Annotated in this window: 19 protein-coding genes; 8 read left to right on the top strand and 11 right to left on the bottom strand. The window is 34.5% G+C overall.

Annotation, left to right across the window (positions count from 1 at the left end; genetic code table 11):
• Positions 1-9: 9 nt before the first annotated feature.
• Positions 10-1,092 (bottom strand): acyltransferase family protein, encoded by a 1,083-nt coding sequence (locus ACO05K_RS15315; RefSeq protein ID WP_421945298.1) that lies wholly within the window; start codon positions 1,090-1,092, stop codon positions 10-12.
• 164 nt (positions 1,093-1,256) lie between these two features.
• On the opposite strand from ACO05K_RS15315, the gene ACO05K_RS15310 reads away from it, so the two are divergent.
• Positions 1,257-2,135: a glycosyltransferase gene (locus ACO05K_RS15310; protein WP_421945297.1), complete on the top strand. Its 879-nt coding sequence runs from the start codon at positions 1,257-1,259 to the stop codon at positions 2,133-2,135.
• On the opposite strand, the gene ACO05K_RS15305 is transcribed toward ACO05K_RS15310, so the two are convergent.
• From ACO05K_RS15305 to ACO05K_RS15270, 8 genes are all read right to left on the bottom strand, one after another.
• Complete coding sequence (locus ACO05K_RS15305; protein ID WP_421945296.1) at positions 2,123-2,932, bottom strand: DUF5672 family protein; 810 nt, start codon at positions 2,930-2,932, stop codon at positions 2,123-2,125. The genes ACO05K_RS15310 and ACO05K_RS15305 overlap by 13 nt on opposite strands.
• A gap of 2 nt (positions 2,933-2,934) precedes the next feature.
• Positions 2,935-3,753 carry a glycosyltransferase family 2 protein gene (locus ACO05K_RS15300; protein ID WP_421945295.1) on the bottom strand — a complete coding sequence of 273 codons (819 nt, stop codon included), beginning with the start codon at positions 3,751-3,753 and terminating at the stop codon, positions 2,935-2,937.
• A 10-nt stretch (positions 3,754-3,763) separates the two neighbouring features.
• Positions 3,764-4,891: a glycosyltransferase gene (locus ACO05K_RS15295; RefSeq protein WP_421945294.1), complete on the bottom strand. Its 1,128-nt coding sequence runs from the start codon at positions 4,889-4,891 to the stop codon at positions 3,764-3,766.
• A gap of 114 nt (positions 4,892-5,005) precedes the next feature.
• Positions 5,006-5,893: a glycosyltransferase gene (locus ACO05K_RS15290; RefSeq protein ID WP_421945293.1), complete on the bottom strand. Its 888-nt coding sequence runs from the start codon at positions 5,891-5,893 to the stop codon at positions 5,006-5,008.
• Positions 5,893-6,693 carry a hypothetical protein gene (locus tag ACO05K_RS15285; RefSeq protein WP_421945292.1) on the bottom strand — a complete coding sequence of 267 codons (801 nt, stop codon included), beginning with the start codon at positions 6,691-6,693 and terminating at the stop codon, positions 5,893-5,895. Before ACO05K_RS15285 ends, ACO05K_RS15290 begins: the two co-directional genes overlap by 1 nt.
• Before the next feature lie 3 nt (positions 6,694-6,696).
• Positions 6,697-8,526, bottom strand: coding sequence for an ABC transporter ATP-binding protein (locus ACO05K_RS15280; RefSeq protein WP_421945291.1), 1,830 nt, complete (start codon positions 8,524-8,526; stop codon positions 6,697-6,699).
• A gap of 129 nt (positions 8,527-8,655) precedes the next feature.
• Complete coding sequence (locus ACO05K_RS15275) at positions 8,656-9,642, bottom strand: glycosyltransferase family 2 protein (RefSeq protein ID WP_421945290.1); 987 nt, start codon at positions 9,640-9,642, stop codon at positions 8,656-8,658.
• Positions 9,643-10,518 (bottom strand): glycosyltransferase family 2 protein, encoded by an 876-nt coding sequence (locus ACO05K_RS15270; protein ID WP_421945289.1) that lies wholly within the window; start codon positions 10,516-10,518, stop codon positions 9,643-9,645.
• A gap of 75 nt (positions 10,519-10,593) precedes the next feature.
• On the opposite strand from ACO05K_RS15270, the gene meaB reads away from it, so the two are divergent.
• A complete protein-coding gene (gene meaB, locus ACO05K_RS15265; RefSeq protein WP_421945288.1) occupies positions 10,594-11,490 on the top strand; it encodes a methylmalonyl Co-A mutase-associated GTPase MeaB in 897 nt (298 codons plus the stop codon).
• A 141-nt stretch (positions 11,491-11,631) separates the two neighbouring features.
• Here the strand turns inward: meaB and ACO05K_RS15260 are convergent, their stop codons facing one another.
• Positions 11,632-12,921 carry an aminopeptidase P family protein gene (locus ACO05K_RS15260; protein ID WP_421945287.1) on the bottom strand — a complete coding sequence of 430 codons (1,290 nt, stop codon included), beginning with the start codon at positions 12,919-12,921 and terminating at the stop codon, positions 11,632-11,634.
• 172 nt (positions 12,922-13,093) lie between these two features.
• Here ACO05K_RS15260 and ACO05K_RS15255 point away from each other — a divergent pair, with 172 nt between their 5' ends.
• From ACO05K_RS15255 to ACO05K_RS15230, 6 genes are all read left to right on the top strand, one after another.
• Positions 13,094-14,440, top strand: a complete 1,347-nt coding sequence (locus ACO05K_RS15255; protein WP_421945286.1) for an OmpA family protein — start codon at positions 13,094-13,096, stop codon at positions 14,438-14,440.
• A gap of 97 nt (positions 14,441-14,537) precedes the next feature.
• Positions 14,538-14,678, top strand: a complete 141-nt coding sequence (locus ACO05K_RS15250) for a DUF6728 family protein (RefSeq protein ID WP_421945285.1) — start codon at positions 14,538-14,540, stop codon at positions 14,676-14,678.
• Positions 14,679-14,688: 10 nt separating this feature from the next.
• Entirely contained in the window at positions 14,689-15,069 is a 381-nt protein-coding gene (locus tag ACO05K_RS15245) for a RidA family protein (protein WP_421945284.1), read from the top strand.
• Positions 15,070-15,071: 2 nt separating this feature from the next.
• Positions 15,072-15,974 carry an EamA family transporter gene (locus tag ACO05K_RS15240; protein ID WP_421945283.1) on the top strand — a complete coding sequence of 301 codons (903 nt, stop codon included), beginning with the start codon at positions 15,072-15,074 and terminating at the stop codon, positions 15,972-15,974.
• Between the two features lie 5 nt (positions 15,975-15,979).
• Entirely contained in the window at positions 15,980-18,085 is a 2,106-nt protein-coding gene (gene recG / locus ACO05K_RS15235; protein ID WP_421945282.1) for an ATP-dependent DNA helicase RecG, read from the top strand.
• 85 nt (positions 18,086-18,170) lie between these two features.
• Positions 18,171-19,454: an MFS transporter gene (locus ACO05K_RS15230; RefSeq protein ID WP_421945281.1), complete on the top strand. Its 1,284-nt coding sequence runs from the start codon at positions 18,171-18,173 to the stop codon at positions 19,452-19,454.
• A 248-nt stretch (positions 19,455-19,702) separates the two neighbouring features.
• Here ACO05K_RS15230 and ACO05K_RS15225 read toward each other — a convergent pair whose 3' ends face one another.
• Complete coding sequence (locus ACO05K_RS15225) at positions 19,703-19,921, bottom strand: PLDc N-terminal domain-containing protein (RefSeq protein ID WP_421945280.1); 219 nt, start codon at positions 19,919-19,921, stop codon at positions 19,703-19,705.
• Positions 19,922-19,926: the final 5 nt, after the last annotated feature.

Genomic DNA, 19,926 nt, shown 5'->3' with positions numbered 1-19,926 from the left:
AAAGCTTAATTATTGTCCAACAATCCATTTAATTTTATTCGATTTGTTGATTAAATACACAATAAAATAACTTGCAAAATAAGCCATAAAAAATCTTACATACTGAAGTATTACCAATTCAAAAGATGATTTACCAACAGATGTAATTCCTAAAGGATTAAAAATAGTTGGCAAAACCTGTACAATAATGATGTAATGAATTAAGTGGATGCCATAAGTGCTGCTACGTGGATTTAATTTTTTTATCCATTGAGGATTACCTAAGCGATATAGGAAAACAAAGCATACCAGAGAGTAAACAATATTTGTAAATTTTAAAGTATTGTAAGGGTCTGCCTTTACACCAGCATTTATCAAATAATAACTTTCCCAGCAAGAAATAATTAACGCTACTACAGCTGCAAAACCTAAAGTATATACAGAACGTTTTTTAACCCAGGTATTAAACTCTTTAAAATATTTGTGTAGAATTACACCTAACCATAGGTAAAAAACAAATCCTAGTATAGCAGTTGTATGTGTACTGTAAATCCATTCGTGGTATAAATTAACAGAGTAAAACAGCGAACACAATCCTAAAAATATACCAACTTTATAGCTGTATAGATGCTTCCTGAAAATTAATAAAATTGAGATACTCCCAAGAAAATTCAGAATGAACCAGAAACTTGTTTTAACAACAATATCGTAAAGCTGTTGACCAAGTCCCCAAAGCGGTTCTTCGAACATTGGCGACCAACTACCTTTTACATAAACTACAAATAGATTTGCGTAAATAAGTATCAGAAAGATAATAAGCCAAAACAACCAGGGTTTAAATGTTCCATCAAACCTCCTTTTTAAATATTGTAAAGATGTAGTAGTATGAATTTTATCACCAATTAAAAAACCTGCAAGTATATAGAACATGATTGTTCCAAACTTAAAAACCTGCATGGCAAATAGTTGAATTGATTGCTCGTAAACATCCTTGAAAAATTTAGGTTCAGGCCACATGTAAGTATGTTCTATAACAATTGTTATGATGGCTATAAATCGAAGCGAATCAATAAAGTCGTAATTTAACTTTTCTTTTTTAATAGGTTCTGACATAATAATTCTGCAATAATAAGAACTATAGATTAATATTTTGCCAATTTTAACTGTTCATTCTTTCGGAAATAACATTTTTAACATTTCATTAATTTCCGATTTTGTCGTTCTAATCCTTACTTTCGTATTTCTTAAATGGATTTTTTTCGCCAACATTTTTTTCAATGATATCTATAATTATATCTTCAACCAGCCCCGTTTTTTTAGAAAATGTAACCAAAAATATTACCGAAACGGTTGGGCTAACTTTCGAAATCATTAGTTTCGATAATGCAGATGGTAGAAAAGGTTTGTCGGAACTTTACAATGAAGGTGCAAAAAAAGCAAAGTACGATCTCGTCTGTTTTATGCATGAAGATGTTAACATCAAAACTGAAAAATGGGGAGCTATTGTAGCTAATATTTTCGATCAGAATCAAAAAGTAGGTTTAATTGGTCTTGCAGGTAGTTCGTATAAAACCTTAGTTCCATCGGGGTGGTTTTGCGATGCAGGAGCAAAGACTACCAATTATGTAAATATGTTTCAACGGTATAAGTTTAGTGAAACAGAAACCAAGCTCGTTTATCAAAACCCCAAAGATAGTTCGATGGCAAAAGTTACAGCAGTAGATGGAGTTTGGTTTTGTACTAAAAAATCAATTGTTGCTGAATATCCATTTGATGGAAAGCTTTTTCAGAAATTCCACTGTTATGATTTAGATTTTTCTTTTAGCGTAAGTCAATCTTATGATGTAATAGTAACTTTTGAAATATTATTGGAGCATTTTTCTGAAGGAAATTACGATAGAACCTGGATAGAAGAAACGCTTAAACTTCATGAAAAATGGAGTCATTATTTTCCTTTGGATACTGAAGGTTTAAGCAAAAGGGAAAAATTTATTGCCGAGAAATATTCATTTCGGGTTTTTATAAAACAAATGTTAACTGTTGGGTATTCCAGATTTGAGATTTTTAAAATATTCTGGAACAGTTCATTACGCAAACAGAACTTCAGTTTGTTTTTTAAATTAATGAAAGAAATTCGCCGAACTCAAATATCATAACCGGCTGATTTGAAATACGGTCGCCAAAACACTAAATATAAATCCCAGGCATGGCAGCCAAAAGGTAACTTTCCACCAGTTAGTTTAATGGCTCTATCAGGTGCTGTTTCGATTGAAAAAGATGCAGCCTTTTTATAAGATGGAATGGTAATTCTCTTTGCTTTTCTATTTACCTCAATTGTCCAAAACATATCCTCATTAAAATAACCAGAATTTTGGTTTTTGTAAGAATTTACTAAATCTGGTTGTTCAATACAAAAGTTGTAAAAGGCAGATACTTTTCTCAATGAAAAACCTCCATTACCAACATTGTTATTCATTTGGCGCTGAATTTCAGGCTTACCATGCTTATCCAAGTAATTGTATCTTCTGTGGAGATAAGTTCTGATTTGTTCCTTAAATTTTTTAAACTGCGTAGGATACTCCTTTTCCCGCAACCATGGTGCGCCAATATAATCGTAACCTAAACTGCACCAATATTTCAATTCATCAGCAAAAACGAAAGCATCTAATTGATAAATGAGCATGTATTCATAATTCAAGAATGTTTTATAAAAATCAGTTTCGAGCAGCAAATTGTTGTAGCCAAACACATCTTTAAAATATTCATCAGAGAAAGAAATCACATCCTTAACAAAAGAAAAATCAAAGTCAATTGCTTTCTCGTTCAAACTTTCTGGTTTAATTATAATTACATCATGTGATGATAAAATTCTCTGACATTGAGTTAGCGCAATTTTTTCTAATGCTGTTAAATCTGTTTTATATATCGGGATGATTACTGTGTAATTAGACATTACTACGCTTTTTTCTTAGTAAATAATATTAGTACACTCATTAAGCCTTTTAATATTTTAAATGCGATTTTGTTTTCTTTAATGGCTAAAAACTGCCTTGTTCGCTTTGAATTTAATACCTCAATATCTTTATAATCTTCAATAAACAAAGGGAAATATTTTGCCATTGTTATAGCTCTCTCGGCATGCATTAATTTATGGTTATCAATAATAGATGAAATGCCTTCTGTATCGTAATTGCAAATAACCTGATTGATGTGCTGATACGAAACGTTTGCTTTGCAAATTGCATAGATAAAAAACTCCCAATCGGATACTATTTTATAGTTTTCATTGTAAAAAAAAAGCTCGCTAAATAATGTTCTTTTTATAAAGCTCGCTTGATGAGAAAGATTGTGTGCTGCAAAATAACCGAATGAAAGTTTATCCGGATAAGTACGAATATGCGCTCCATTTTTTTCTAAATATGCAGCATCTCCATAGTAGATATCAATATTTTTATCCAGTTGAGGAATGACCTTTTCTAAGGTTGTATTTTCATAAAAGGAATCTCCACTATTCAAAAATAAAACATATTCTCCGATAGCTTTTCTAATGCCTTTATTCATTGCATTATAAACGCCAGTATCAGCTTCGCTAATCGAATATGTGATATTTTCCTGCTCTGTAATTAATATACTTTCAGCACCATCGCTACTTCCTCCATCAATAATAATAAACTCATAGTCTTTCCATGTTTGAGCTTTTACACTATCGATGGTTTTTTGCAACCCGATTTTGTTGTTAAAATTTACAGTAACGATGGATAATTTTACGTTCATAGTTTAATTATTATGCATCGATTTTTTTAAATAATTCGGTTAACTTTTTAGAAACTTCAGTAGGTGTATAATCAAAAATTGATTGATATGCATTTTCTTTTATCGTTTTCCAAAGATTAGCATCCTGATATAATTGAATAATTTTATCAGAGAAATCCTTTGTTTCATTAGCGAGCATTACATTTTTTTCATGGGTTAGATTCATACCCTCAGTACCAATTTCTGTTGATACAATTGGCAAACCAAACTCTAAACTCTGTCCTATCTTACCTTTCATTCCTGCGCCGTATCTCAGCGGAGCAACAAAAATTCTCGAGTTTAGAAAATACTCGCTCACATCTTCTAAAAAACCAGGCACAAATACATTATCGCCAGCTAAATTTTTCACCTCTTCTGGCGGAAAACTTCCTAATAAGTAAACGGGTATGTTACCAAGTTTATTCCAAGCAGAAGGCATAATTTCATTGACTAGCCATTTTACCGCATCAACATTTGGCTCGTGTTTATAACCGCCGATAAAAACAATCCCTTTCCTGTTTTCAAAACTAATTTCCGATTCCGGAATACTTAAAGCATGAACATTCGGGATAACAAAAATATTGGTTATACCTTCTTCCTCTAAAAGCTTCAATTCTGTTTCAGTTACAACAAGTGTAGCATCAGCGTCTTTAGCTAGGTTTAGTTCTATTTTTTTAAACTTTACGGCTTTCTTTTTCAGCTTTTCATTTTGTTCCTTCTCAGCCTGCCTTAACATGCGCACAAAATGTAAATCAACGGTATCGAATATGATTTTAATGTTTTTATTCGATTTTAATATTTTCCTGAATTGGATATTTAAAATCGGCCTGGAAATCCATGCGTAGTCTATGTCTTTTTTTATCCTCTCCAGATTATAAAGCATTCCAGCTCTATCTGGTGAATTTAAAAGAACATCAACGCCCAAATCATTTAACTGTTCGTAGTATGGTGAAATCTTTAATCCGTTATTTGGCAGATAAACAACATTGAAATTTAAACTTTTAAAAATTTTGATGATTTCGAATAACCGTTTTGAGCCAGAAGATTTATCGTGTTGAGGTAAATCATCATCAATAACCAAAATTGTTTTTTTTGATGAATCTAAAAAATTAAAGACCATGGTTATCGGTTGTGTTTTTTTAAACCACGATTTTATTTTACTCAACATATTGAAAATTTCTTGATACGGTTAACGAACAAAAATATAATATTAATCCCTTAATGTGCAGTAATATTATTTTGAACTTTCCCGATATATTAATTTAATCAAAGAGGCAACAGAGCGTTTCCTGATATAGAAAAGAGAATTTATGTTGGAAAGCAAAATGTTAAAAAGCTTTGAAGAGAAACTGTTTGTGTTTAATACTCCGTAGCCCTTTAATAAAGATTGAATAAATTCTTTAAGATTTTTAGGTGTTAAAGGATGGTTAAGGAATAAATTTAGATGCGCTATTCTGGTTGTTTTGGCATCCGTTTTATCTTTACCTGTCGAGCTTTCTTCATGCTTTCTATGCAACACAAATTTATTGGTAATGAATGTAATTTTGCCTGTGCAGGCAGCAGTATAAGCCAGCCACCAATCGTAGTAAAAGTTGGTTGGAAAATTAGGTGTTAGGCTTAAAAGTTCTTTTTTTATTAAGCAAGTGTGACCAGAAACGCAGTTGTAATAAAGTAGGTTTTTTGCACATTCGCCTTTAACAAAGCGATGATGAGAAAGCGTGCTTTTTCCGGTTGGTTTATCCTGATTATCAATATAAGCTGAATCGTGATAAATCAAAAGATTATCGCCAATGTTCTCCATTAAAAGCGAAATTTTGTTTTCCAGCCAAATATCGTCCTGATCTGCAATGGCGATAAAATCACCTGAACAATTATCCATCGCTTTTTTAAAGTTTTGGTTAAAACCTAAATTTGATTCGTTTACCCAAAACTTAATATTTTGATATTTTGCAGCATAGTTTTTTAAAATTGTAGCCGTTCCATCACTAGAAATGTCATCGCTGATGATGATTTCTAAATTTGGATAATCTTGCTTTAAAATTGAATCGAGTTGCTTGGTAATGTATTTTTCGCCATTGTATGTACATAACGCAATTGAAACTAAAGGTTGTTTAGTAGCCATTATTTTCTACGCTTTTGTAATCCGTTCCACATCCTAACAAAAAATAAAAACAATGGATTTCCACTTAATTTCCCCAAAAATGTACCCGATAGATGAAAAACCGTAGAGTTGGTTTGTATCCAGCGGGTTCTAAAAAATCGATTGTATTTGCTTATTAACTCGTTTCTGATTCTGAAAAAATCGCCATCGCGATTGCCGCGGCTTTTATGTGTAAGGTTAAATGGAATTACGTAAGAGGAAAAGCCATTCAGTTCGGCTTGCAAAACCAAATCGGTTGCATATAAATGGAAACCATTTAAGTTATTCGAAACTTTAAGATTCGCACTATTCTTTACAAGAAGAAAATTTTCATCTAAACCTGTAACTTTCAGTGGAAATTTCCCTTTGTTCATAAAAGTTCCATCAGGATAAGAAATGTAATAAACAATGTGGTTTGGTCCGGCTGCGCCGGCATTACCGCAAACGCCCCAATTGGTATCTAAGTTATCAAGTTGACCGAGACATCTTATCAACTCATCGTAGCCATCTTTATTTATCAGAACATCTTGATGGCAAATAATGATGTACCTTCCTTTTGCTTTTTTTAGAAATAGGTTGAATGCAGAGAAAGCATCGAAATTGTTTTTTTCGGTGTTATCTGCATAAATAAATTCGCATTTATCTTCGCTAAAGCCCTTCGCTAAAAATGATTGAAGCATTTCATTGTACTCTTGTTTTCGGGTTACAAGGGTACATATCGAAAATTCAAAGGCGTAATTTTCTGCCTGAATAGAACTTGCGATATTTAAAATACTACTCATTTTTTAATCGTTAAAAGCTTGCATATCAATTAAGCGTTTGTACAAGCCATTCTGTAGCATTAGTTCCTGATGAGAACCCGTTTCAATCACTTCGCCTTTGTCAATTACCACAATTTTATCAGCATGCTGAATGGTACTTAAACGGTGTGCAATTACAATCGAAGTTCTGTTTTTCATCAGATTATTTAATGCTTCCTGCACTAATTTTTCCGATTCAGTATCTAATGCAGATGTTGCCTCATCCAAAAGCATAATCGGCGGATTAGCTAAAACTGCTCTGGCAATACAGACACGTTGTTTTTGTCCGCCTGATAGTCTGTTACCTCTGTCGCCTACCAGAGTTTGATATCCGCTTTCAGTATTTTCTATAAAGTCATGCGCATTGGCAATTTTTGCTGCCGCGATAACCTCAGCTTCAGTTGCATCTGGCTTGGCAAAAGCAATGTTATTAAAGATGGTATCGTTAAATAAAAATGATTCTTGATTCACGATGCCCATTTTAGATCGGATACTTTCTACGGTTAAATCTTTAAAATCGTGTCCATCAATCTGAATTGAGCCCGATTTTGGATCATGAAAACGAGGGATTAAATCCATCAATGTACTTTTTCCACCACCCGATGGTCCAACCAAGGCAATGGTTTTACCCTTTTTAACCTCAAAATTAATGGCTTTTAAAATCTCTTTTTCACCATAACTGAATGAAACATCCTCGAATTTGATCTTATCATTAAATTGCTCAAAATCTTTGGCATCAGGCGTATCAACCAATAATGGTTTGGTATCAATAAGCTCTAAAACACGTTCGCCAGCAGCAATACCAGAATGAATGCCGCTAAAAGAATCAGTTAGTGCTTTTGCTGGGCGCATAACCTGCGAGAAAAATGCAATGTAGGCAATGAACTGGCTCGTTGTTAAAGCACCTGGTTGGTTACTGATAATGAGATTACCGCCATACCAAACAATTAGCGAAACCATTAAAACACCTAAAAACTCAGAAACTGGCGATCCCAATTGCTGTCGTCTAATCATTTTCCTGTTTAAGTTCGAATAAAATTCATTCTCTTTCTGAAATTTATCTTTAATCCGATTGGTAGAATTAAAAGCCTTGATAATTTTAATTCCGCTTAGCGATTCATCTAAAAAGCCAATCATCTTTGCAAAAGATTCATGCGCCTCCATAGCTTGTTGTTTAATTCGCTTGACGATTTTACTGATAATGAATGCAGATATTGGGATAACCAAAAGTGAAAACAGTGTTAATTTAACTGAGATACTGAGCAGTACCACCACATAAAAAATAAGGGTTAAAGGTTCTTTAAATACAACCTGCAGGGTATTGGTTACGGTAAATTGTACCACCTGAACATCAGAAGCCACTTTTGAAATAATATCTCCCTTACGTTCATTATTGAAATAGCCAACATGTAAGTTCATTACATTGTTAAAAACTGTTTTACGCAGATTTAATAAGGTATGTACTCTTAAATCTTCCATAAAGCGCTGAGAGAAATACTTAAAAAAGTTCGATAACAAAACCGATGCAACAATAATAATGCAGACATAATTTAGTGTTTCTGCCCTGCCGTTTACTTGGATAGAATGGGTGACAAAATCAGAAAATTGGCCTGTAATATCAAAAGCAGAACTGGCAGATGATACCGCACTCGCAGCAGTTGGCGTTTTTGATGGAAGTAATGTATCAAAAAGCGGCACAAGCAAGGTAAGGTTTAGTGTGCCGAAAAGCACAGCAAGTAAAGTTACAATAACATAAGGTATGGCAAACTTTTCAATCGGTTTTGCAAAGGATAATAAACGAAAATATGTCTTCATTTTATAAAAAATGGAATATGTATGATTGATGATTAACAAAACATCATCAAAAAAAATCTAATTAAAACTTGGCAAATGTACGGTTTTGAAATAAACCTATAAGGTTTTCAAAAGCATATAGGTTTAAAATTACAATCGCTTTATGTTCTTTTCTTCAAGCGATTGATTTATGATTTGCATAATGTTGGTCACGTCAAGCGATGAATTGTATTTGCTTTTTAAGCTAGATAATTTGTTTCTGCTAACAGAAATAGCATCATTTAAATTGTTATACTCTTGAAAAGCATTCCAAATCCAGAATTTTCCGGTTAAGATTTTCGGAATGATTTCCGCAAAAAGTAAATGCAGTGGTAATAAAGTTAAACGCAAGCCGCTTAGCTGAATTGCCTGAAGTAAAAAACGATTTCGGTAGTATATTTTCTTGATGAAATTCGATTTTATCTGTGTTTTGGTACTTCCACTTACATGATGAAAACAAACAGATTGATGCTCATAATAACATTTCCAACCCAATTGCCATGCTCTTAAACTCAAATCAAAATCTTCTGAAGAGAAAGGTGAGAATATTTCATCAAAACCGCCCAGTTCTTTTAGTTTTTTTGCATCAACTAAAGCATTTGCTCCAGAAAGATAGGCCGTAAAAACATTTTCATCTGTGGTGTTTTCGCTGTAGTAAAATTTATTTGCTTTAATTCGGCAACCACTGTAATACAAAAGTCGGGCAGCATCTTCAATTCTTTTGCCATCAACACTCATAATCCTCCCCATCACACCGAAAGTATCCTGTTTTGCGAAATACTTCCATTGGTGCTCAAAATAATCTGTTGTTAGTTTAACATCAGAATTTAAAAGTAAAATTAACTCATATTTCGCTTTGCGGATACCGTGATTGCAAGTGTATGAGAAACCCCTGTTTTTATCGTTTATCAGCAGCTTAACGTTTGGGTAATGTTGCTGAATAAAGCTGATGCTGTCATCTTTTGAGCCATCATCGATTACAATAACCTCGAAATCTGTATTAGCATTTTCTGCCGCAGTAAGAACTGATGGTAAATAATTTTCTAACAGATGCTTGCCGTTATAATTTGGGATTACAATTGAAACGCTTTTCTGCATCTATTTCACAATTTTATAATTACGATATTCAAATAAACGTAGACCGGTTAAATCTTCAATTTTTTGCAAGAGTTTCCTTCTGAAATTCATTTTTGAAGGAAGCTTTGTTAAATCCTGCTCAAATTTCCAGTTGGCTGTGGCTATTCTTTCGGTCATCACTTTTGGGTGGCTGCCCGTAAAATGTACAAGCCTATCTGCATTATGCATATCAAACAAATTTTGAACCGGATAACGTTCCTCAATCCATTCTTCAGATTGGTAGTACTGATTAAAGTTTCTAACCTTGCCTTGCAAACCTTTTGGTGGTTTTACCCAACCATAATGATAAATATAGGCATCAATCAATTTTACCTTTAACTTTCTATCGTTAATTCGAAAACCTTGCGCATCGCGATAGGAATGAATTCCGGGAAGATTTTTAAGGATTCTAACTTCTCGCCTGTACCATCTTCTTGATTCTGCAATGTAATCGTAAGAAGCATAAAAATGTTTATACTTTAAAAGCAGTGCCTCAACATTGTTGTTGTTAAGCTCGGCTTCCATTTCCTTTTTTATCAATGGCAAATAATCTTCATGTACTGCTTCATCACCTTGAATGTAAACCATCCAATCCGTATTCTTGTCTATTTCTGCCAATGCCTTGTTTGTTTCATCGGCAAAAACAAAACCACCTTCTTTAAGGCTTTCGTTCCAAACAGTATTAATCGTTTTAATTTTTGGGCTGATGCTTTGTACTAAAGCTGTGGTTTCATCAGTAGAATTTCCGAGCGCTACAACAAAATCATCACACAAAGGCAAAACTGAAAGTATAGCTTCTCGTACCGGATAATCGTTTGCAACTGCGTTTCTGATAAAGGTAAATCCGGTAACTTTCATTTATAAAATTTGTTGTTGAATTTAGATTCTTAAAGGCTTATATTTTTGTTTATTTGTACAAATATAGTTTTATTGATGAATACCCACCTATCTCTTATAAGCGAAATTAAGCAGGGAAATGTTAAAACTTTGGCCAGAACTTTAAGTTTGGTAGAGAACGATATTGCCCCTTCAGACTTAATTTTAAGGGATTTGGATAGTAAAACTGATGTTAAGGTTATTGGTATAACCGGCCCCCCTGGAGCAGGAAAAAGTACGCTTGTTAATGCAATAACTAATCACTTCACAAATGATAATAAGCGAGTTGCAATTTTAGCAATAGATCCTACCTCACCATTTAATTTTGGTTCTTTATTGGGTGATAGGATTAGAATGGCAAACCAGTTTAACAATCCGAATGTATTTATTCGCTCTTTAGCAACAAGAGGTGCTTTAGGTGGAATTTCTGCAAAAACGATTGAAATGGTTGATGTTTTAAAAGCTGCAAACTTTGATTTAATTTTAGTGGAAACGGTTGGTGTTGGTCAATCGGAAGTAGAAATTGCTGGTTTGGCAGATAAAACGATTGTGGTTTTAGTCCCCGAATCGGGAGATGAAATTCAGAACATAAAATCTGGGTTGATGGAAATTGCAGATTGTTTCGTAGTGAATAAAGCTGATAGGGAAGGAGCTGATGTTTTTGCTAATAATCTGAAGAAAATGGTTCATCAGGGCACTAAAGAAATATCGGTTTTTAAAACCATTGCTGATAAGAATATAGGTGTTGAAGATTTATGTAAATGGATGATGAAACCTGTTCAGGGAAATCAGGCAGAACGAAAGGAGTTTTTGTTTGCCGAGAAAGCCTGGAAACTTATCCAGCAGGAAAAAATGAAAAGCATCGACAAAAAAAAGCTCCGCGAATCTATTCGCGAAGCTTTAAAAAATGATAATTTTAATATTTATCGTTTTGCTGATGAATGGATGAAGTAGGATTAATGGTTAATTGGAGAATTGATTAATTGTTTAATTGCTCCATTGCATTAGCAAATTACTAAATCTTTATAGTAGTGACAATATGGCGGCCGTCAGTGCGAGGAACGAAGCAATCTCTAGCCTACAGTCTTACTATTTTTAACAATTCATTATATCTTCAATTTCTTCAGCTTCCACCGGAATATCTGCCATTAAATCTATATTTCCGTTCGATGTAATTAGGATGTTATTTTCTAAACGAATACCCAAACCTTCTTCCGGAATGTAAATACCTGGCTCAACAGTTAAGATGTTTCCTGTAGCAAATGGTGTATATCTTCCAGCAAAATCATGAACATCAATGCCTAAATGATGTGAAGTTCCATGCATGAAATATTTTTTGTAAGCTGGCCAGGTTGCACTTTGTTTTTTTACATCATCCGTTGATATTAAACCAAGGTTAATCAATTGCTCAGTCATGATTTCACCAACCTGTTCGTGGTAAGTGTTCCAAACCGTTCCATCAACAATCAGTTTGGTTGCTTCCTTAATTACGTGAAGCACAGCATTGTAAACTTGTTTCTGTCTTTGAGTAAAACGCCCGCTAACTGGAACCGAACGACTCATGTCTGCATTGTAATTCGCATATTCTGCTCCAAAATCAAAAAGAATTACATCACCAGCTTTGCATTCTTGATTATTATCGTTGTAGTGCAAAATATTTGCATTATGTCCTGAAGCAATAATTGGGGTGTAAGCATGACCAGTTCCACCTTGACGAATAAATTCATGGATAATCTCCGCTTCAATTTCATACTCATTAACACCAGGTTTAATAAACTTTAAAACTCTTACAAAGGCATCACGAGTTAGTGCACAGGCTTTTTTAGTTAATTCAATTTCTACCTCTGATTTAACTGCTCTAAGCCCTCGCATAATTGGAGCTGAACGTTCAAAATGATGTAATGGATATTTTGAACGAATTTCATTTATAAATCGGATATCACGATATGGAACTGTATGTGCATATCTATCATTTTCATTTGTATTGAGATAAATATTGTCTGCGTAGTTAACTATACTGTGTAATATATTGTCGAAATCTTCTAGCCAGAATATAGTTTTAATACCCGATGTGGCTAAGGCTTGTTCTTTTGTGTATTTGTATCCTTCCCATACTTTAATGTAATCATTTGTCTGTCTTAAAAATAGGACTTCTCTATACAAAAGATTAGGACAATCGGGATAAAGGAGTAAAATTGTTTGTTCCTGATCGATACCTGATAAATAAAATAAATCGGGATTTTGCTTGAAGATAAAATTCTGATCGCCACTTCTAGGGAATTCATCATTTGATTGAAATATAGCTAACGAGTTGTTTTTTAGTTGTTTAATGAAGTTTTTTCTATTTAAAACAAATAAGTCCTGATTGATTTGAGGATATTTCATAATTATTATTTTGTAATACAGGTGACGGCCAAATGTAAGAAAATGATAATTGATAGCGAAGTTTGGAACGGAGTTTGTATAAAAGTTTGAAAATTTAATATTTTGTTTAATTTTGCAGTTACTGAAAAATTAATCAATTAAATTGTTTAACCCTTAAAAAAGAAAAAAGATTATGAATTATTCTACTTTAAAGAAAAGTGTTGCGCTTTCTTTAGTGGCATTAACAGGAGTTGCTTCTCTTGCTGTCGCTCAGGATGCTCCTGCAACAACTTCTTCAACCAAGGTATTTGGTGGAAGAGCACAGTACAGAACATGGTCAATTGGCGTACACGGTGGTGTATTAATGCCGATTGTTGCTATTGGTGGTACTAACGATTTTAACAAATGGGATGCTAACTTAGGTTACGGTTTAAACATCCGTAAACAATTAAGCCATGCTTTCGGTTTAGAATTAAACGGAACTCGCGGTAAACTTTCTGGTACTAACGAAGGTGTTGTTGGTGCTACTGAAAGAGAATTCGAAACTCAATTACAATATGCTGTTGATTTACGTGGTGTAATCAACATCGGTTCTATCGATTTCTTACGTCGTGAAAACGCTGTAGGTTTCTTCGTCACTGCTGGTGCTGGTTATATGGCTTATGCTCCGAAAGTAACTTATACTAACGGTACTGTAGTTGACTGGAAAGGTAAAGCTTTAGGTCCTGCTGATGACAGACACGATTCTCCAAAAGATTACGTAAAAGGTATGTATATCCCAGTTGGTGCTGGTGTTAAATTCAAAGTTTCAGAGCGTGTTAACTTTAACTTAGGTTATACAATGAACTTTGTTGATGCTGATAACTTAGACGGAGTTTATGCTAAAGGTCAAACTAAAGATAAATTCTCTTACGGTTATGCTGGTTTAGAATTCTCTTTAGGTTCTTCTGCAAAACCAAGTTTAGAGTGGTCTAACCCATTAGCTACTATGTACGATGAGTTAAAAGATCCTACTTTACGTCAAGAAGTTGAAGCATTGAAAAACCGTGTATCTGCTGTTGAAAAATCTGTTGAAGATTTGAAAAAAGATACTGACGGTGACGGTGTTGCTGATCAATTCGACAAATGCCCAGGAACTCCTGCAGGTACTGCTGTTGATGGTTCAGGTTGCCCACTTCCAAAATATGAGGCTCCTGCTGCTACTTCTGATGTAACTGGTTTCGAGAAAATTGGTTTCGATTTCAACTCATCAGTATTAAAAACTGAGTCTTATCCTACTTTAGATAAATTATCTTCAGTGTTACGTGAAAACGGTGGTAAAGTAACTGTAAACGGTTACGCTTCAAGCGAAGGAACTGCTGCATATAACTTGAAATTATCTAAAGACAGAGCTAACTCTGTTAAAACTTACTTAGTAAACTCTGGCGTTAACGCTAGTCAAGTTACTACAAAAGGTTTAGGTGAAGCAAATCCAATTGCTACAAACGATACTGAAGAAGGTCGTATCCAAAACCGTCGTGTTGAAACTGCTAGAAACTAGTATTTCAATATAAAGTTTAAGAAGCCCCGATATTTATCGGGGCTTTTTTTTATGCCTTTTAATTTTCAGGATGCTCCTTTTTTGTTAAGTTTGTTCTATGTATTTCTTTAGGAAAAAGAATCCCGATAGGCCAAATAATATAAACTTAAAAATTATGCATTTTATAAATGCACTGGCAATTATTGTTTTTCTCGCAGGCATAATCTATAAGCTTATTCAATGGCTTTCTAAATCATAATAACATTAAAATGAAACAAATTATTAATACCACTAGTGCACCTGCACCTATTGGTCCATATAACCAGGCTGTATTGGCAGGTAACTTTTTATTCGTATCAGGTCAGGTTGCAATAAACCCTGAAAATGGCGAATTAAATATGCCTAATGTCGAAGAAGAGACGCATCAGGTAATGCGCAATCTAAAAGCGGTATTGTTAGAGGCAGGCTTAACTTTCGATAACATTGTTAAAAGCAGTATTTTTTTAACAGATATGGGGAATTTCGCAGAAGTAAATGAAATTTATGGCAAATACTTTACTGCTGATTTCCCAGCGAGAGAAACAGTTCAGGTTTCTGCGTTGCCAAAAAATGTTAATGTAGAAATTTCTGTCATTGCTGTTGTAGGTTAATTTTGGCAGCAAGCAGAGCAAAGTATTTTATTGCCGGCATTATTCCTTACATTATTTGGGGAACGATGTCGGTTCCATTGCGTAATATAAAAGGTTTTCCGCCACAGGAAATTCTGTATTACCGCCTTTTTATTTCTATTGCAGTAGTATGGACTACAATTTTCTTTTTTAGAAGAAAAGCCTTAACTGATGATTTAAACTTGTTAAAATCAATTACAAGTAGAGAAAAATCTAAATTATTACTCTTAACCTTTCTATCTGCCGTTTTAATTACTGGCAATTGGTTCACCTATATTTATGCAGTTAATAGCGTAAGTTTAAAATCGGCTGCATTCGCTTATATGGTTTGTCCATTGCTCACCGCTCTATGTGGTTTTATTATCCTTAAGGAACAATTATCAAAAGCAAAAATTGTAGCGTTACTAATAGCGTTTGTAAGTATTGCTTTGTTGGCAACTAGTTCTTTGCATGAGGTATTGTGGGCTGTTGTAATTGCATCATTTTATGCTTTGTATGTAATCGTTTTAAAAGTGATTAAGCATATCGATAAGTTTAACTTTTTGGGTGTACAATTAATCATCTCAGGTTTGTTGCTATTACCAATGTACCTTACCAGTGCAGCCGCTTTCCCAACTGATACTTTCTTTTGGTCGCACATATTCTTAATCGCCATAATCTTTACCATAATCCCGCTGTTTTTAAACTCTTATGCACTTTTGGGTATGCCTTCATCCGCCCTTGGTATTTTAATTTACCTTAATCCAATCGTAGCTTTTGCTGTAGCATTTTTTTATTTTAAAGAGAAAATAGATATGCATCAGCTTTTTGCTTATTTGCTTTTGATGCTGTCTATCGTTATTTTTAATATCCAATTGATAAAAGGCCTGATTTATAAAAAACAGTAAATATTTTGTTTAACTCGATTTTAGATACTCCTGTTGAGTTTATAAAAGGCGTTGGCCCAAGTCGGGCTGATGTGCTTAAAAAAGATCTTGGTCTTTTTACTTTCAGGGATATGCTTTCACATTATCCATTCAGGTATATCGACAGAACGAAATATTACAAAATCAATCAAATTAATCTCGATTCTCAGCACATTCAAATTATTGGACGTATTGTAAGCAAGAAGTTAGTTGGAGAAAAACGTACTAAACGAATTGTTGCTGTTTTTAAAGATGAAACCGGGTTAATGGAACTAGTATGGTTCCAAAGTTTAAAATGGGTTGAAGAAAACATTATGGTGGGTGCCGCTTACGTTGCATTCGGCAAGCCGACGATGTTTAACAATACATTTAGCATTTCGCATCCGGAAATGGAATTATACCAAAGTAAAGTTTTAGGTAGAGGAAACCAGACTTTGCAACCGGTTTATAACTCTACTGAAAAGCTTAAGAAATTTAATCTCGATTCTAAAGGTTTGCAACGTCTTATTGCTGGCTTGCTAGATCAGGTCATTCCTCAGGTCGTTGAAAATCTTCCAACCTATATTCTATCAAAATACCAACTTCCTGATAGGAGAACAGCTTTATTGAATATTCATTTTCCAAAAAATCAAGCCGATTTAAATGCCGCCGAAAGGAGGCTAAAGTTTGAGGAACTGTTTTTTATACAACTTCAGTTATTGCACAACAAACAACTAAGGCAATTAAAATTTAAGGGCGTTTTGTTTGATAAGGTTGGCGAAAAGGTTAATCGGTTTTACAATGAATTTCTGCCTTTTGAGTTAACCAATGCGCAAAAAAGAGTTGTTAAAGAAATCAGGTTAGATACACAAAGAGGTGTTCAAATGAACAGACTTGTTCAGGGCGACGTAGGAAGCGGTAAAACGGCTGTGGCCTTAATGAGTATGCTTTTGGCAAATGATAACGGCTACCAAGCTTGTATGATGGCACCAACGGAGATTTTAGCACGTCAACATTATGCTTCGATTACAGATCTTGTAAGTGATGATTTGGTCAAGGTTGCCATTTTAACAGGCAATACAAAAAAGAAAGAGCGAACCATTTTACATGAGCAACTGGAAAATGGCGAAATAGATATTTTAATTGGAACGCATGCATTGATTGAAGATAAGGTTCAGTTTAAAAACCTTGGCTTAGTTGTAATTGATGAACAGCATCGGTTTGGAGTAGAACAAAGAGCAAAGCTATGGCGAAAGAACATAATTCCTCCGCATATTTTGGTTATGACGGCAACTCCGATTCCTCGCACGCTTGCCATGACTTTATACGGCGATTTAGATGTTTCACAAATTGATGAATTGCCTGCAGGAAGAAAACCAATTGAAACCAGACATTTGTTTGAAGGTCAGCGTTTAAGAATGTTTGGCTTTATGAAACAGGAGATAGCAAAAGGCAGGCAGGTTTACATTGTTTATCCACTGATAAAAGAAAGCGAAAAATTGGATTTACTCCATCTTGAAGCCGGAGTTGAACAACTGAGCTATCAATTTCCGCGGCCAGATTACCAGATTAGCATTGTGCATGGTAAAATGCCAAATGCCGATAAACAGTTCGAGATGCAGCAGTTTATTGATGGTAAAAGCCAGATTATGGTTGCCACAACCGTTATTGAAGTTGGGGTGAATGTACCAAATGCATCAGTGATGGTTATTGAAAATGCCGAACGTTTTGGCTTGTCTCAGCTGCATCAGCTTCGCGGTAGAGTAGGAAGGGGAGCAGAGCAATCTTTCTGTATTTTAATTAGCGGTAACAAACTGAGTAAGGAAGGTAAAATAAGGCTCGAAACTATGGTGAGAACCAATAATGGTTTCGAAATTTCTGAAATAGATTTGCAATTACGCGGTCCGGGAGATATAACCGGAACACAACAAAGCGGTGTGCTCGATTTAAAACTTGCAGATTTGGCTAAAGATCAGGCAATATTAGCCGAAGCCAGAGGAACTGTAATTTCAATATTCGAATACGATCCACAATTGGAAAAGCCAGAACACGCATTATTAAAGGCGCATTTGCAAAGGTTGGAACGTGGAATCTCATTCGATAAAATCTCTTAATATCATTTATCGGTAAATTCCGATCTTATGTAAAAAACTAATACAGTTTTAATTTCTCAAAACGTAGTTTTGCATAAAAATTCTAATGGCAGATTCAGACCCCAATTCCGTTATAGTAAAACCAGATACATTCGCCGCATTACGTTATAAAGAATTTCGTTCTTTTCTAGGTATGCGCTTCTTCTTTACACTTGCTTACCAAATGCAGGCTGTAGTAATCGCTTATCACATTTATGATTTAACACACGATCCATTAAAACTTGGTTTAGTTGGTCTTTGTGAAGTAATTCCTGCAATCTGTATCGCACTTTATGGAGGTTACATTGCAGATAAAAGCGAAAAAAGAGGTTTGTTAATCAAGATTTTTTCTGGTGTTTGGTTTGTTTCTGTGCTCATGCTTATTATCACTAGCAAATACCTTCACTTAAAAGAAGATGTTATCGTTCTAATCATGTATGGTCTGGTTTTCTGTATAGGTATCGCAAGAGGTTTTTTCGGGCCTGCAACATTCTCTCTAATGTCTAAAATAGTACCGAGAGAATTGTATCCAAACGCAAGTACCTGGAGCACCAGTAGCTTTCAGCTGGCAACAGTAATTGGTCCATCTTTAGGTGGTTTGGTAAACTGGTTATGGGGTATAACCGCAGCTTACTGCGTAATTGTAGGATTTGTATCAGTCGCTTTAATATGTATCCTTACATTTAAAAAACACGAAGCAACGTATTTGCCAACTCAAAACATTTTCAACAGTTTAAAAGAAGGAATTCAATTTGTATTTAAAACCAAAATGATGGTTTGGGCAATGAGCCTCGATTTATTTTCGGTGTTTTTTGGCGGCGCTGTGGCGCTATTACCAATTTTTGCCAAAGATGTTTTTCATCTTGGCTCTTTCGGTTTAGGTATGATGCGAGGCGCTGCTTCACTAGGTGCAGTAATTACAATGTTGGCCATGACACGCTTTTCGCCTATGGGAAAACCCTGGAGAAACCTACTTATCGCGGTTACCGGTTTTGGTTTAAGCATCATCTGTTACGGTTTATCAAGAAACTTCTATTTAACACTGTTTTTCTTGTTTCTGGAAGGCTCTTTCGATAGCGTGAGTGTTCTTATCCGCCAAACCATTATGCAGTTGCTCACACCAGATGAAATGAGGGGAAGAGTTTCTGCGGTAAATAGTATGTTTATCGGTTCATCAAACGAAATCGGAGAATTTGAATCCGGCCTCACCGCAAAATATATGCGACTTGTTCCTGCCGTTGTATTTGGTGGAAGTATGACAATTGCAATTGCCTTCGTAACCTGGTTAAAAACAAAACCACTTACAAAACTGAGTTTGCAAGATATTAACGAACAAACTGCTAAAGTCTAAATAAAATAAAAACTTGCTTTGGAAAGGCAAGCGCTGCTAAAATTTAAGCATCCTCCTGCCTTTCCTTCAATCTTTTTGTTAAGGTAATTGCAATACAATAACATCAGCAACAAAAAGTATTTTCGTACAGTCAGGTTTATTTACAACAATACTGTACTACTATTATCGTCTCCCAAACAATGTTCTCTATCAAAAAATCAGCGAAAATCTGCGTTTCTTATCCTTTTTAAATCTGCGGGAAAACCACATTAAAACTTCCTGTTCTTACCCCAGATCAAATAAACTATTGAGCCTAAAAACGGAGCCATAATGATAATGATGAACCACAAAACTTTGACAGTAAAATTCATTCCGCTATTTCTCGAGATGTGATAAAGAGCTACAAGAATCAATATCAACCATAAAATAGCCGGAATAATAATAAACAACGCAATTTGATTGCTGTTAACGTTAGTTTGTAATAGCATAACAA

The organism is Pedobacter sp., from assembly GCF_965227205.1.
Classification (GTDB): domain Bacteria; phylum Bacteroidota; class Bacteroidia; order Sphingobacteriales; family Sphingobacteriaceae; genus Pedobacter.
This window is presented reverse-complemented; position numbering and strand designations above follow the sequence as displayed.